Consider the following 13,921-nt stretch of genomic DNA (forward strand, 5'->3'; position numbering starts at 1 on the left):
CATTTTTCCTGCGCCTGCCTGCGTGTATGATACGCAGGCTTTTACCAGATCATGTCTGAGAGGTGCAGGGTGAAAATTGCCATATTGTCCCGGGATGGAACGCTCTATTCGTGTAAACGCCTGCGTGAAGCGGCGGCAAAACGCGGCCATCTGGTGGAAGTTCTCGATCCGCTGTCCTGTTATATGAATATCAGCCCGGCGGCATCCTCCATTCACTATAAAGGGCGCCAGCTGCCGCACTTTGACGCGGTGATCCCCCGCATTGGCTCGGCCATCACCTTTTACGGTACCGCCGCGCTGCGTCAGTTTGAGCTACTGGGTAGCTATCCGCTCAATGAGTCTGTCGCCATTACCCGCGCCCGGGATAAACTTCGGTCCCTGCAGCTGCTTGCCCGTCAGGGAATCGATCTGCCCGTGACGGGCATTGCCCACTCCCCGGATGATACCAGCGACCTGATCGATATGGTCGGCGGCGCGCCGCTGGTGGTGAAGCTGGTTGAAGGCACGCAGGGCATCGGCGTGGTGCTGGCCGAGACCCGCCAGGCCGCAGAGAGCGTTATCGACGCCTTTCGCGGCCTGAATGCCCACATCCTGGTGCAGGAGTATATCGAAGAGGCCAAAGGCCGCGATATCCGCTGCCTGGTGGTGGGTGATGAAGTGGTGGCCGCCATTGAACGCCAGGCCAAAGAGGGCGATTTTCGCTCTAATCTGCATCGGGGTGGCGTCGCCAGGGTAGCCAATATCACCCTGCGCGAGCGGGAGATCGCGTTGAAAGCCGCCCATACGCTGGGGCTTGATATTGCGGGGGTGGATATTCTCCGCGCCAACCGCGGTCCGCTGGTGATGGAAGTGAACGCATCGCCAGGCCTTGAGGGGATCGAAAAAACCACCGGCGTGGATATTGCCGGTAAAATGATCGCCTGGATCGAACGTCAGGCAACGCCTGGCTTCTGCCTGAAAACGGGCGGATAAATAGATTGCCGCGCACATATTGCGTAAGCTATGCGAATTACAGTTAAGAGGCTCAACCTTTATGGAAACTCTCGTCGTACCCACGTTGGATACGCTACGTCAATGGCTCGACGATATGGGCATCAGCTTTTTTGAATGCGATACCTGTCAGGCATTACACATTCCCCACATGCAGAATTTTGATGGCGTGTTTGATGCCAAGCTCGATCTGATTAACGATGTGGTGCTGTTTTCTGCCCTCGCCGAGGTCAAACCCTCTGCACTGCTGGCGCTGGCATCCGATCTCTCGGCCATTAACGCCAGCTCGTTGACGGTGAAAGCCTTCCTCGACATTCAGGACGATAACCTGCCAAAGCTGGTCGTGTGCCAGTCTTTATGCGTGGGGGCCGGTGTGACCTATCAGCAGTTCGCTGGGTTCTTACGCCAGAGCGAAGAGCAAATTTCGATGGTGATGATGGAAGCCAGCGCACACCACCTGCTCTATAACGCGGAAGAAGATCCAGAGAATAACGATTCATCCTCCCATTTTCTGCACTAACCTCGCCTGAGTAATACGCAGCCGCCACCAGCGTGGCTGCGTAACGCCATTTTTTCTGCTGCTTTTTCCCCTCATTGATAGCGTTAATCACTTCGTAATGACTCTTTTGGCTTACCACATAGACATTTACAGCGCGAAAAATTGATAAAAGGCGTTTTTTAATCTGGGCTATAGCCGCAGGAACGAACTACATTTATTCTTGCGAAGCTTTTTTTACTGTGAGCAAACCTGCCACCAGAGTTTTTTCTTCTGATCCCGGCAGAGCGACAAAATATGCATGATTCTTGCATAAGTGAGAATGCACATTTTAAGTTCGTTTTAATGAACTCCTGGAAGGAATAAAGCTATGACCGCCTTAAATAAAAAATGGTTATCGGGTCTGGTTGCGGGGGCCTTGATGGCGATCTCCGCCGGTACGCTCGCCGCGGAACAGAAAACGCTGCATGTTTATAACTGGTCTGACTATATCGCGCCGGACACCGTCGCGAATTTTGAGAAAGAGACCGGTATCAAAGTGGTTTACGACGTTTTCGACTCCAACGAAGTGCTGGAAGGCAAACTGATGGCGGGCAGCACCGGCTTCGACCTGGTGGTACCGTCTGCCAGCTTCCTGGAGCGTCAGCTTAGCGCGGGTGTCTTTCAGCCGCTGGATAAAAGCAAGCTGCCGAACTGGAAAAACCTCGATCCTGAAGTGCTGAAACTGGTCGCAAAACACGATCCGGAGAATAAATACGCCTTCCCGTATCTCTGGGCTACCACCGGTATTGGCTACAACGTGGATAAAGTAAAAGCGGTGCTTGGCAAAGATGTGCCTCTCAACAGTTGGGATCTGGTCCTGAAGCCAGAGAACCTCGAAAAGCTGAAAAGTTGCGGCGTCTCATTCCTCGATGCACCAGAAGAGATTTTTGCCACCGTGCTTAACTACCTGGGCAAAGATCCAAACAGTAGCAAAGCGGACGACTACACCGGTGCGGCGACTGACCTGCTGCTGAAGCTGCGTCCAAATATTCGCTACTTCCACTCCTCACAGTACATTAACGACCTGGCGAACGGCGATATCTGCGTGGCAGTCGGCTGGGCGGGCGACGTCTGGCAGGCGGCTAACCGCGCGAAAGAGGCGAAAAACGGCGTGAATGTCTCTTACTTCATTCCGAAAGAGGGGGCGCTGGCCTTCTTTGACGTCTTTGCGATGCCTGCCGACGCGAAAAATAAAGACGAAGCCTATCAGTTCCTCAATTACCTGATGCGGCCAGAAGTGATTGCCCACATTAGCGATCATGTCTTCTATGCCAACGGCAACAAGGCCTCGGTACCGATGATCAGCGCGGAAGTGCGTGACAATCCGGCTATCTATCCGCCGGCAGATGTCTTTGCCAAGCTCTTCACCCTGAAAGTGCAGGAACCGAAAATCGACCGCGTACGTACCCGTGCGTGGACGAAAGTGAAAAGCGGTAAATAACGTCTGACGTCCTTGCCGGGCAGCCCGTAGCTGCCCGGCCACTGCACGTTGTTAGTGCAGTGGCACTGTTTTAGTTTATGCCGGAGAGCACCCCGTGAACGACGCGACCCCCCGCCCACAGGCGAAAACCCGTAAAGCGCTGACCCCGCTGCTGGAAATCCGTAATCTGACCAAATCTTTCGACGGCCAGCACGCCGTGGATGACGTCAGCCTCACTATCTATAAAGGCGAAATTTTTGCGCTGCTTGGTGCGTCGGGCTGCGGCAAGTCGACGCTGTTGCGAATGCTGGCGGGCTTTGAGCAACCCACCGCCGGGCAGATTATGCTCGACGGGGTAGACCTCTCTCAGGTGCCGCCTTATCAGCGTCCAATCAATATGATGTTCCAGTCTTACGCACTGTTCCCGCATATGACCGTAGAGCAGAACATCGCCTTCGGCCTGAAGCAGGACAAGCTGCCGAAAGCGGAAATCGCCAGCCGCGTCGCGGAGATGCTCAGCCTGGTACACATGCAGGAGTTTGCGAAACGTAAGCCGCATCAGCTTTCGGGTGGGCAACGCCAGCGTGTTGCGCTGGCCCGTAGCCTGGCAAAACGCCCCAAGCTGCTGCTGCTGGATGAACCCATGGGCGCGCTGGATAAAAAGCTGCGCGATCGCATGCAGCTGGAGGTGGTGGATATCCTCGAACGTGTGGGAGCCACCTGCGTTATGGTGACCCACGACCAGGAAGAGGCGATGACCATGGCCGGGCGTATCGCCATCATGAATCGCGGCAAGTTCGTGCAGATTGGCGAGCCGGAAGAGATTTACGAACACCCGACAACCCGCTACAGCGCCGAATTTATCGGCTCGGTTAACGTCTTCGAGGGGCTACTGAAAACCCGCGAAGAAGACGGGCTGGTGATTGACTCGCCCGGGCTGGTCCACCCGCTGAAGGTCGACCCGGATGCCTCGGTCATGGATAACGTGCCGGTTTACGTGGCCCTGCGCCCGGAAAAAATCATGCTCTGCGATGACGTCCCCGCCGATGGCTACAACTTTGCCGTGGGTGAGGTGGTACATATTGCCTATCTCGGCGATCTGTCGATCTATCACGTGCGCCTGAAGAGCGGACAGATGATCAGCGCCCAGCTGCAAAACGAACACCGTTACCGGAAAGGCCTCCCGACCTGGGGCGATGAAGTTCGCCTCTGCTGGGATGCCGACAGCTGCGTTGTGCTGACGGTATAAGGAGTGGCCATGAGTAAAATTGACTCACCGATGCCCGCGCGCGCTGCGGGCGGGACCCGCTGGCTGACGCGCCTGCAGATGGCGCACGGGCGCAAGTTGGTGATCGCGCTGCCTTATCTATGGCTGGTTCTACTGTTTTTACTCCCTTTCCTGATCGTCTTTAAGATCAGCCTCGCCGAGATGGCGCGGGCGATCCCGCCCTATACCGATCTGATGGAGTGGGCAGACGATCAGCTCTCGATCACCCTGAATATCGCCAACTACCTGCAGCTGACGGACGATCCCCTCTATTTCGAGGCCTATCTGCAATCGCTGCAGATTGCCGGGGTATCCACCCTCTGCTGTTTACTGCTGGGGTATCCGCTGGCCTGGGCAGTGGCGCACAGCAAGCCCTCGACGCGCAATATCCTGCTGCTGCTGGTCATCTTGCCCTCGTGGACCTCTTTCCTGATCCGCGTGTACGCCTGGATGGGGATCCTGAAGAACAACGGGGTACTGAATAACTTCCTGATGTGGCTTGGGGTCATCGACCAGCCGCTGGTGATCCTGCATACCAATCTCGCGGTCTATATCGGGGTGGTGTATGCCTATCTGCCGTTTATGGTGCTGCCTATCTATACCGCCCTGACGCGCATTGATTACTCGCTGGTGGAAGCCTCGCTGGACCTCGGCGCCCGTCCGCTGAAGACCTTCTTCAGCATCATCGTGCCGCTCACCAAAGGGGGGATCATTGCCGGCTCGATGCTGGTCTTTATCCCGGCCGTGGGAGAGTTCGTGATCCCGGAACTGCTCGGCGGGCCGGACAGCATCATGATTGGCCGCGTGCTGTGGCAGGAGTTCTTCAATAACCGCGACTGGCCGGTGGCCTCTGCGGTAGCGATTGTGATGTTACTGCTGCTGATCGTGCCGATCATGTGGTTCCACAAACATCAGCAGAAACAGATGGGAGACCACGGATGAACAACTTACCGGTCGTGCGCTCGCCGTGGCGCATCCTGATCCTCATCATCGGCTTTACCTTTTTATATGCGCCGATGCTGATGCTGGTCATCTACTCTTTCAACAGCTCGAAGCTGGTGACGGTGTGGGCGGGCTGGTCGACGCGCTGGTATAGCGAACTGTTCCATGACGACGCCATGATGAGCGCGGTGGGGTTGAGCCTGACGATTGCCGCCTGTGCGGCGACGATGGCGGCCATTCTCGGCACCATTGCGGCGGTGGTGATGGTGCGCTTTGGCCGTTTCCGCGGGGCTAACGGCTTTGCCTTTATGATCACCGCCCCGCTGGTAATGCCTGACGTGATTACCGGCCTGTCGCTGCTGCTGCTGTTTGTGGCCATGGGGCATGCCATTGGCTGGCCTTCGGATCGCGGTATGCTCACCATCTGGCTGGCGCATGTCACCTTCTGCACCGCCTATGTGGCGGTGGTGATCTCATCGCGCCTGCGCGAACTGGATCACTCCATCGAAGAGGCGGCGATGGATCTCGGCGCGACCCCGCTGAAGGTCTTTTTTGTGATTACCTTGCCGATGATCATGCCCGCCGTCGTCTCGGGCTGGCTGCTGGCCTTCACCCTGTCGCTGGATGACCTGGTCATCGCCAGCTTCGTATCGGGCCCGGGCGCCACGACCTTGCCGATGCTGGTCTTCTCCAGCGTGCGTATGGGGGTGAACCCGGAGATCAACGCCCTGGCGACGCTGATTCTGGGCGTGGTAGGTATTGTTGGCCTGATCGCCTGGCTGTTGATGGCAAGGTCTGAAAAACAGCGTGTACGTGATATCCAGCGTGCAAGACGCGGCTGAAGCTCCTAAAATCAGCCAACAAGCTTAACGGGTGCCGCGACAACGCGGCGCCGTTTCATGGAAGACACCACGTTGGGACTGATAAGCAAATCAAGCCATTCACACGCCCGCCTTAACGTTCCTGCCCTGGTGCAGGTGGCGGCGCTCGCCATTATTATGATCCGCTGCCTCGATTTATTGATGATTTTTAATACCCTGGGTCTACGGGGACTCGGCGATTTTATCCATCGCAGCGTTCAGACCTGGAACTTAACGCTCATCTTCCTCGGCAGCCTGTTGCTGGTCTTTATCGAAATCTTCTGCGCTTTTTCGCTGGTCAAGGGGCGAAACTGGGCGCGGCTGATCTATCTCAGTACCCAGGTGATTGCCACGCTTTACCTGTGGGCGGCCTCGCTGGGCTATGGTTACCCTGAGCTGTTCAGCATTCCGGGGGAGTCCAGGCAGGAGATCTTTAAAACGCTGGTGATGCAGAAACTGCCGGACATGCTGGTGCTGCTGCTGCTGTTTGTGCCCGCCGCCAGCCGACGGTTTTTCCGTCTGCAATAACGTGTATAATCGCTGCCCCCAGACGTATTAAGGTTTCTGTATGCAGTGCGCACTCTATGACGCCGGCCGCTGTCGCTCCTGTCAGTGGATTGAACAGCCGGTCTCGCAACAACTTTCCGCTAAAATGGCCGATCTGCAGACCTTGCTGACAGGGTTGCCCGTCGAAGCGTGGTGCGCACCCGTCAGCGGTCCTGAACAGGGTTTCCGTAATAAAGCCAAAATGGTGGTCAGCGGCAGCGTAGAGAAACCGCTGCTGGGGATGCTGCATCGCGATGGCACCCCGGAAGATCTGACCGACTGCCCGCTTTATCCTGCCTCCTTTGCGCCGGTGTTCGCCGCATTGAAGCCCTTTATCGCCCGCGCCGGGCTTACCCCCTACAACGTGGCGCGCAAACGGGGTGAGTTAAAATACCTGTTATTGACCGAAAGCCAGCAAGACGGCGGCATGATGCTGCGCTTTGTTTTGCGCTCCGTCAGCAAGCTGGAGCAACTGCGTGCGGCTCTGCCGTGGCTGCAGGCGCAGTTACCGCAGCTGAAGGTCATTACCGCCAACATACAGCCGGTGCATATGGCGATTCTGGAAGGGGAGGAGGAGATCTTCCTCACCGAGTCCCAGGCGCTGGCCGAAACCTTCAACGGCGTGCCGCTCTGGATCCGCCCGCAGAGTTTCTTCCAGACCAACCCCACCGTAGCGGCCAGCCTCTATGCCACCGCCCGCGACTGGGTGCGGGCTTTACCGGCGAATCACATGTGGGATCTCTTCTGCGGGGTTGGCGGCTTTGGCCTGCACTGCGCCACGCCCGACATGACCCTGACCGGCATTGAGATCTCCCCTGAAGCCATCGCCTGCGCGAAGCAGTCCGCCGCCGAACTGGGGCTGAAGAATCTGCACTTTCAGGCGCTGGACTCCACCCAGTTCGCCACCGGGCAGGGTAGCGTGCCGGAGCTGGTGCTGGTCAACCCGCCGCGTCGCGGCATCGGCAAGGCGCTGTGCGACTACCTCAGCCAGATGGCGCCGACGTATATCATCTATTCCAGCTGCAACGCCCAGAGCATGGCGAAAGATCTGCACCATCTCCCAGGCTATGCCATTGCCCGCGTGCAGCTTTTCGATATGTTCCCCCATACCGCCCACTACGAAGTGCTGACCCTGCTGGTACGTAAAGTTTAAACAAAATGTGAACTCTTCCGCCGCCGGAAACGGGTAAGCTTGAATGGTACCAGGAATGAAAGGCTAACCGATGAAACAGATCTTATTGGTGGAAGACGACGGCGATATCGCCGCTTTGCTACGTCTCAATTTAGAAGATGAAGGCTACCAGATTACCCACGAAGCAGACGGTAGCCGCGCGCTGCTGGCTATCGAAGATACGCGCTGGGACGCGGTGATCCTCGACCTGATGCTGCCGGGGGTGGATGGCCTGCAAATCTGCCGTCGCATTCGTCAGATGAGCCATTACCTGCCGGTGATCATTATCAGTGCCCGCAGCAGTGAAACGGAGCGGATTCTGGGTCTGGAGACCGGGGCCGATGATTATCTGGCCAAGCCCTTCTCGGTGCAGGAGCTGGTCGCTCGCGTTCGGGCACTGTTTCGCAGGCATCAGGCCATGGGACAGCAGCCGGCCGGGCGTATTGAGGCGCACGGCATGACCATTGATCCGCTGGCCCGTAGCGTGACTCTGCATGGCCAGGCGCTGGATCTCACCCCGCGTGAATTCGATCTGCTTTACTTCTTTGCCCGTCATCCGGGTGAGGTCTTCTCCCGGCTGGCCCTCCTGGAACAGGTGTGGGGCTATCAGCACGAAGGCTACGAACATACGGTTAACACCCATATCAACCGCCTGCGCATCAAAATCGAGAAGGATCCCGCCGAGCCGGAGGTGATACGCACCGTCTGGGGCAAGGGCTATAAGTTTATGGGGAGTACATCATGACGCTCACCCGCCGCCTGACGCTGCTGTTTGTGTTACTGCTGGTGCTGTGCGCCGCGGTGGCTTGCTCGGTGCAGCTCTGGACCAGCAAGCAGTACGGCAATGCCATGATTCAGCGTCTCTCCGGCGGGCTGGCGCAGCATATTATCCAGCGTGAGCCACTGCTGGATAACCAGGGCAGGGTGGATCGCACCGCCCTTAAACCGCTCTTTGACCGCCTGATGACCTTCAACCCCAGCGTTGAGCTGTATGTCCTCTCGGTGGATGGTGAGATTCTGGCCGATGCTGCTCCGCCGGGGCATATCAAGCGCCAGCGGATAGACATTAACCCGGTGCTGCGCTTTATGGGCGGTGAGATGATGCCGGTTTACGGCGACGACCCGCGCAGCCCGGATCGGCAGAAGGTCTTCAGCGCCGCGCCGCTGCGTCAGGATGGTGAGCTGCGTGGCTATCTCTATATCATTTTGCAGGGCGAAGAGCTGAATGCGCTGGCTGAGATGGCCTGGGAAAAAACGCTCTGGCATACGCTTCTCTGGACGCTGTTGCTGGTGGTGCTCTTTGGCTCTCTGGCGGGTGGGCTGGTCTGGTACTGGGTTACTCGCCCGGTGCGGGTCTTAACGCAGGAGGTCAGCTTTCTTGACCAGGACAGTATCCGCGCCATTAAACAGCTGGCCGCCCAGCCGCAGGAGGAAAACCCCGCCAGCGAGGTTGCCTTACTGCGCAACACCTTTATTGAACTGGCTCAGCAGATAGCGTCTCAGTGGGATCGTCTGGCCGACAGCGACCGGCAGCGCCGGGAGTTCACCGCCAATATCTCCCATGATTTACGCACGCCACTCACCTCGCTGCTGGGTTATCTTGAGACTTTATCGCTGAAAGCCGATTCATTAACGCCAGAAGAGACGAAGCACTACCTGACCATTGCGCTGCGCCAGGGGCAGAAGGTTCGCCACCTTTCGCAGCAGCTGTTTGAACTGGCACGGCTGGAACATGGCAGCATTCGGCCTCAGCGCGAGCGCTTTGCCCCCGGGGAGCTGATCTCTGATGTGGCGCAGAAGTTCGATCTGATCGTGCAGACGCGGCAGCTACGTTTAAAAATTGAGGTGCCGCAGCAGTTACCGATGGTCAACGCCGACCTCTCGATGATTGAGCGGGTGGTGACGAATCTGCTCGATAACGCGGTTCGCCATACGCCACCGGGTGGCGAAATCTGGCTGAAGGTGTGGCAGGAGGGCGAGGCGCTGCAAATGGAGGTGAGCGACAGCGGGCCGGGTATTGATGCCGCGATGCGTGAAGAGCTCTTCCAGCGACCCTCAGCGTTAAAGCCGGAGGCGCGCGAGCATCGCGGCGGGCTGGGATTGTTGATTGTTCGCAGAATGCTGGAGCTACACGGCGGCGGGATCAGGCTGATGGAGGCGGAGCAGGGGGCGCGTTTTCGCTTCTACGTGCCCCTGTGAATAAGGCCGGGGCATGCCCGGCCTGAGAATATTTACTGCGGGAACCACTGGTCGCTGATTTTCTGATAGGTGCCGTCAGCTTTGATCGCTTTCAGCGCGCCGTTCAGTTTCTCGAGCAGGGCTTTGTTATCCGGGCGAACCGCAATGCCCAGCCCAGTACCGAAGTACTGCGGATCGGTAACTTTCTCGGTGGCTGTACCCAACTGCGGGTTGGTTTTCAGCCACTCATTCACCACGGCGGTATCGCCAAATACCCCATCGATACGGCCATTTTTCAGGTCGATAATCGCGTTCTGGTAGCTGTCATAGGCCACCGTTTTCACTTCCGGGTGCTTGTCCTGCAGGTACTTCTGGTGCGTCGTACCGTTTTCCATGCCGATGCGTTTGCCTTTCAGCTGCTCGAAGGATTTATAGGTATCTTTCTTCGCAATCACCACCGCCGAGTTGGCATAGTAAGGGTCAGTGAAGGAGACCTGCTTGCTACGCTCCGGGGTGATGTCCATACCGGAGATCACGGCGTCATATTTTTTGAATTTCAGTGACGGGATCAGGCTGTCAAAGGCGTGGTTAGTAAAAGTGCAGTTGGCCTGCATTTGCTTACACAGCGCTTTAGCCAGGTCGATATCAAAACCGACGATCTGGTTGCTGGCATCCAGCGATTCGAACGGTGGGTAAGTGGCTGAAACGCCAAAGCTGATTTTATCGGCAGCCGTTGCGCCAGCGGCGAAGGTTGCCAGTAATGCGGCCAGAACTAACTTTTTCATTTTGAAGCTCCCGTCTGTCTATCTTGTCGTTATATGCCGTGTCTGCGGCTGGGAGTAACAATGTCAGAAAATGAATTTATATTCAATAAAAATGATTAAATATTTCTTGGGGAATAAAAAAAGACGGGCAGCGATGAGACTTGCCCGTCTTTGTGACTTTGCGTTATGCACTCAGTTGCGGTGTTCGAACGCCAGCGCTTTACGTTCAATCAGGCGCATCATCAGCGTCAGCAGGCCGTTCACAACCAGGTAGATGAGTCCGGCTGCGCCAAATACCATCACGTCATACGTGCGGCCATAGAGCAGCTGCCCGTGGCCCATCACTTCCATCAGAGTAATGGTGTAGGCCAGAGAAGTACTTTTAAAGACCAGCACCACTTCGTTGGAATAGGAGGAGAGGGCGCGCTTAAAGGCGTACGGCAGCAAGATCGCCAGGGTATCTTTTTTGCTCATCCCCAGCGCACCGCAAGATTGCCACTGGCCTTCCGGAATGGCGCGAATCGCCCCGTAAAACAGCTGGGTGGTATAGGCTGCGCTATTCAGCGACAGCGCAATCAACGCACAGAGCCACGGCTCAGAGAGCAGATGCCAGATAACCGGATACTCCTGCAGCGTCGGGAACTGGCCCGGGCCGTAGTAAATCAGGAAGATCTGTACCAGCAACGGCGTACCGGTAAACAACGTAATATAGCCGCGCACAATCCACACCAGCACCGGCGTTTTTAACGTCAGGACGATGGTAAAGATCAGCGCCAGGATCAGGGCCACAATAATGGAAGCGACCGTTAAGGTCAGGCTGGTGTGCAGCCCTTTCATCAGCTCGGGTAAGTAATCCAGCATCAGCCTGGTCTCCGTTCAAAACGCGTTGCACGCAGGTCAATGCGCTTCAGGATGTACTGACTCAGCAACGTGATCACCAGGTAGATGGCCGCCGCCACGATATACCAGGTAAAAGGCTCCTGGGTGCGGGTGGCGATGCTTTTGGTTTGCAACATCAGGTCGTTAACGCTGATCAGGCTGACCAGTGCGGTGTCCTTTAACAGCACCAGCCACTGGTTACCCAGCCCAGGGAGCGCATGGCGCCACATCTGCGGCATAACCAGACGGAAGAAGATGGCGGTTTTCGACATCCCCAGCGCCTGGCCGGATTCCCACTGCCCCTGAGGCACCGCTTTCAGCGCACCGCGCAGGGTCTGCGAAGCGTAGGCGGAGTAGAGCAGGGAGAGGGCAATCACACCGCAGAGGAACGGGCTGACGTCGAAGTTCTCAATCTGCATCTGAATTGGGATCTCGACGATCCCCAGATTGAGGGTAAAGCCGTCAGACAGCGTTAACAGCAGCTGCGACGAGCCAAAGTAGATAAACAGCACCACCAGAATCTCTGGCAGACCGCGCAGTACGGTCACCAGCCCGGAGCCAATCCATGCGACGGGGCGCCATTTCGCTGACTCCCATACCGCAAAGATCATCGCCAGCACCAGGCCGATGAGCAGCGCACAAACGGCAAGGCCGACGGTCATCCCGGCGGCGCTTGCTAATGGAAACATTTCGTTCATCAGATCTTACTTCTGGAACCATTTTTTGTAGATGGTATCGTACGTGCCATCTTTCTTCACTTTTTCCAGCGCAGTATTAAATTTCTGCTGCAGCTCGGTGTTGCCCTGACGTACCGCGATACCCAGACCGGTACCGAAGTAGGCTTTGTCGGTCACGTTCTCGCCAACCGCCGCCAGCTTATCGTTCGTTTTCAGCCACTCGGTCACGACCGCGTTATCACCGAAGACGGCATCAATACGCCCATTCTGCAGATCCAGTTTGGCGTTCTGGTAGCTGTCGTACGCCACGGTGGTGATTTCCGGGTGTTTGTCAGTGATGTATTTCTGGTGCGTAGTGCCGTTCTGTACGCCCACTTTCTTGCCTTTCAGCTGATCAACAGAGGTGTATTTTCCCTTCTGACCAATAAACAGCGCGGCGTTGTCATAATAAGGGGTAGAGAACAGAACCTGTTTTTCGCGCTCAGGGGTGATATCCATCCCCGCCATGACCGCATCAATGCGACGGAATTTCAGGCTCGGGATCAGGCTGTCGAACGCCTGGTTCGTGAAAGTACAGGTCGCGTCCATCTCTTTACACAGCGCATTGGCCAGGTCTACGTCAAAGCCAACAATCTTGTTGTTCGCATCTACCGCTTCAAACGGAGGGTAAGAGGCTTCTGTCGCAAAACGAATGGTCTGAGCCGCGGCAGCGGAGAGGCTTACGCTTGCAAGCAGGGCGGCAATCACTAGTTTTTTCATTATCGTTCTCTCGATGTTAGTGAGACAGGTAGTTTCTGAAGGCGTCGGTCTGCGGCTCGGCAAAGCAGCGCGCATCCCCTTGCTCGACGATGTGACCGTTTTCCATATAGACCACGCGGCTGGCGGTTTTACGCGCTACTTCCACTTCGTGCGTCACGATCACCTGAGTAATATTGGTTTCCGCCAGTTCACGGATGATGCTCACAATCTGGGCGGTGATTTCCGGATCCAGCGCGGCGGTCGGCTCATCAAACAGCAGCACCTGAGGCTCCATCATCAGCGCGCGGGCAATGGCCACACGCTGCTGCTGGCCACCCGAGAGGTGCAGCGGATAACGATCGCTGTAAGGCTTCAGGCGCAGGCGCTCGAGGAGTTTTTCCGCACGGGCTAACGCCTGCTCTTTGGTCAGGCCCAGCACGCGGCAGGGGGCTTCAATCAGGTTTTGCTGTACGGTGAGGTGCGGCCAAAGATTATATTGCTGGAAGACCATGCCGACGTTTTGACGTAAATCGCGGATCGCTTTGTCCGACGGTGCCTTCGCGAAATCAAAGTGATTGCCGGCAATATCCAGGGTGCCGGAACGTGGCATTTCAAGCAGATTCAGCACGCGAAGCAGCGAGCTCTTACCCGCGCCGCTTGGGCCAAGCAGAACCAGCGTTTCGCCTTCTGGACAGTTCAGCGTGATATCGAACAGCGCCTGGTGTGCGCCGTAAAAGCAGTTAATGCCATTTAGTTGAATACTCATCGGGGCAGTCTTTACTCATCCAGGCAATCTATAGCAATTGAGGCCGCAGATAGTACCGTTGACAGAATAGTTATGCAATATTTATGCGTTAAAAGTTAAATATAAACCGTATTCAGTAGTAAACATAGCACAAAATAGCGAGAGGTCAGGGGGGTGAGAATAAATGTCGGCATTCCAGATGAAAT

The 13,921-nt window shown here is 56.5% G+C and carries 15 protein-coding genes; 10 read left to right on the top strand and 5 right to left on the bottom strand.

The genetic code is table 11. The annotated features are described in order from the left end of the window. Nucleotides 1-69: 69 nt before the first annotated feature. The 10 genes from rimK to B3511_RS06125 all read left to right on the top strand — a co-directional run bounded on the left by rimK (nt 70) and on the right by B3511_RS06125 (nt 9,933). Nucleotides 70-972, top strand: a complete 903-nt coding sequence (gene rimK, locus B3511_RS06080; RefSeq protein ID WP_046886878.1) for a 30S ribosomal protein S6--L-glutamate ligase — start codon at nt 70-72, stop codon at nt 970-972. Between the two features lie 61 nt (nt 973-1,033). Beyond that, on the top strand, nt 1,034-1,510 hold the full coding sequence (locus B3511_RS06085) for a YbjN domain-containing protein (protein ID WP_040076396.1): 477 nt from the start codon (nt 1,034-1,036) through the stop codon (nt 1,508-1,510). Between the two features lie 346 nt (nt 1,511-1,856). Next, complete coding sequence (potF, locus tag B3511_RS06090; protein WP_040076395.1) at nt 1,857-2,969, top strand: spermidine/putrescine ABC transporter substrate-binding protein PotF; 1,113 nt, start codon at nt 1,857-1,859, stop codon at nt 2,967-2,969. Between the two features lie 94 nt (nt 2,970-3,063). Continuing rightward, the gene (gene potG / locus B3511_RS06095) at nt 3,064-4,197 is read left to right on the top strand and encodes a putrescine ABC transporter ATP-binding subunit PotG (protein ID WP_286777757.1); all 1,134 of its coding nucleotides are present in this window, start codon (nt 3,064-3,066) and stop codon (nt 4,195-4,197) included. 9 nt (nt 4,198-4,206) lie between these two features. Next, nucleotides 4,207-5,157: a putrescine ABC transporter permease PotH gene (gene potH / locus B3511_RS06100; RefSeq protein ID WP_040076393.1), complete on the top strand. Its 951-nt coding sequence runs from the start codon at nt 4,207-4,209 to the stop codon at nt 5,155-5,157. Next, nucleotides 5,154-5,999, top strand: coding sequence for a putrescine ABC transporter permease PotI (gene potI, locus B3511_RS06105; RefSeq protein WP_040076392.1), 846 nt, complete (start codon nt 5,154-5,156; stop codon nt 5,997-5,999). The genes potH and potI overlap by 4 nt, the downstream gene beginning before the upstream one ends. A 57-nt stretch (nt 6,000-6,056) precedes the next feature. Continuing rightward, nucleotides 6,057-6,545 (top strand): YbjO family protein, encoded by a 489-nt coding sequence (locus tag B3511_RS06110; protein WP_040076391.1) that lies wholly within the window; start codon nt 6,057-6,059, stop codon nt 6,543-6,545. A 40-nt stretch (nt 6,546-6,585) separates the two neighbouring features. Continuing rightward, nucleotides 6,586-7,716, top strand: coding sequence for a 23S rRNA (uracil(747)-C(5))-methyltransferase RlmC (rlmC, locus tag B3511_RS06115; protein WP_286777758.1), 1,131 nt, complete (start codon nt 6,586-6,588; stop codon nt 7,714-7,716). 70 nt (nt 7,717-7,786) lie between these two features. Next, on the top strand, nt 7,787-8,479 hold the full coding sequence (locus B3511_RS06120; RefSeq protein WP_040076389.1) for a response regulator transcription factor: 693 nt from the start codon (nt 7,787-7,789) through the stop codon (nt 8,477-8,479). Continuing rightward, nucleotides 8,476-9,933 (top strand): sensor histidine kinase, encoded by a 1,458-nt coding sequence (locus B3511_RS06125; protein ID WP_046886873.1) that lies wholly within the window; start codon nt 8,476-8,478, stop codon nt 9,931-9,933. The genes B3511_RS06120 and B3511_RS06125 overlap by 4 nt, the downstream gene beginning before the upstream one ends. 32 nt (nt 9,934-9,965) lie before the next feature. Here the strand turns inward: B3511_RS06125 and artJ are convergent, their stop codons facing one another. From artJ to artP, 5 genes are all read right to left on the bottom strand, one after another. Next, entirely contained in the window at nt 9,966-10,697 is a 732-nt protein-coding gene (gene artJ, locus B3511_RS06130) for an arginine ABC transporter substrate-binding protein ArtJ (protein ID WP_286777759.1), read from the bottom strand. 171 nt (nt 10,698-10,868) lie between these two features. Beyond that, complete coding sequence (gene artM, locus B3511_RS06135; RefSeq protein ID WP_040076386.1) at nt 10,869-11,537, bottom strand: arginine ABC transporter permease ArtM; 669 nt, start codon at nt 11,535-11,537, stop codon at nt 10,869-10,871. Continuing rightward, nucleotides 11,537-12,253, bottom strand: coding sequence for an arginine ABC transporter permease ArtQ (gene artQ / locus B3511_RS06140; protein ID WP_040076385.1), 717 nt, complete (start codon nt 12,251-12,253; stop codon nt 11,537-11,539). The genes artM and artQ overlap by 1 nt, the downstream gene beginning before the upstream one ends. A gap of 6 nt (nt 12,254-12,259) precedes the next feature. Beyond that, a complete protein-coding gene (gene artI / locus B3511_RS06145) occupies nt 12,260-12,991 on the bottom strand; it encodes an arginine ABC transporter substrate-binding protein ArtI (protein WP_040076384.1) in 732 nt (243 codons plus the stop codon). 16 nt (nt 12,992-13,007) lie between these two features. Beyond that, entirely contained in the window at nt 13,008-13,736 is a 729-nt protein-coding gene (artP, locus tag B3511_RS06150; RefSeq protein ID WP_040076383.1) for an arginine ABC transporter ATP-binding protein ArtP, read from the bottom strand. Nucleotides 13,737-13,921 lie beyond the last annotated feature (185 nt).

Origin of the sequence: Leclercia sp. UBA1284, from assembly GCF_002308415.1 — a bacterium.
GTDB lineage: Bacteria > Pseudomonadota > Gammaproteobacteria > Enterobacterales > Enterobacteriaceae > Enterobacter > Enterobacter pneumoniae.

Excerpts from the sequence above, each read along its gene's own strand:
- artJ (WP_286777759.1), bottom strand. The coding sequence starts at position 10,697 with ATGAAAAAGTTAGTTCTGGCCGCATTACTGGCAACCTTCGCCGCTGGC.
- artM (WP_040076386.1), bottom strand. The coding sequence starts at position 11,537 with ATGCTGGATTACTTACCCGAGCTGATGAAAGGGCTGCACACCAGCCTG.
- artQ (WP_040076385.1), bottom strand. The coding sequence starts at position 12,253 with ATGAACGAAATGTTTCCATTAGCAAGCGCCGCCGGGATGACCGTCGGC.
- B3511_RS06085 (WP_040076396.1), top strand. The coding sequence starts at position 1,034 with ATGGAAACTCTCGTCGTACCCACGTTGGATACGCTACGTCAATGGCTC.
- artP (WP_040076383.1), bottom strand. The coding sequence starts at position 13,736 with ATGAGTATTCAACTAAATGGCATTAACTGCTTTTACGGCGCACACCAG.
- potH (WP_040076393.1), top strand. The coding sequence starts at position 4,207 with ATGAGTAAAATTGACTCACCGATGCCCGCGCGCGCTGCGGGCGGGACC.
- potF (WP_040076395.1), top strand. The coding sequence starts at position 1,857 with ATGACCGCCTTAAATAAAAAATGGTTATCGGGTCTGGTTGCGGGGGCC.
- artI (WP_040076384.1), bottom strand. The coding sequence starts at position 12,991 with ATGAAAAAACTAGTGATTGCCGCCCTGCTTGCAAGCGTAAGCCTCTCC.
- B3511_RS06110 (WP_040076391.1), top strand. The coding sequence starts at position 6,057 with ATGGAAGACACCACGTTGGGACTGATAAGCAAATCAAGCCATTCACAC.
- B3511_RS06120 (WP_040076389.1), top strand. The coding sequence starts at position 7,787 with ATGAAACAGATCTTATTGGTGGAAGACGACGGCGATATCGCCGCTTTG.
- rlmC (WP_286777758.1), top strand. The coding sequence starts at position 6,586 with ATGCAGTGCGCACTCTATGACGCCGGCCGCTGTCGCTCCTGTCAGTGG.
- B3511_RS06125 (WP_046886873.1), top strand. The coding sequence starts at position 8,476 with ATGACGCTCACCCGCCGCCTGACGCTGCTGTTTGTGTTACTGCTGGTG.
- potI (WP_040076392.1), top strand. The coding sequence starts at position 5,154 with ATGAACAACTTACCGGTCGTGCGCTCGCCGTGGCGCATCCTGATCCTC.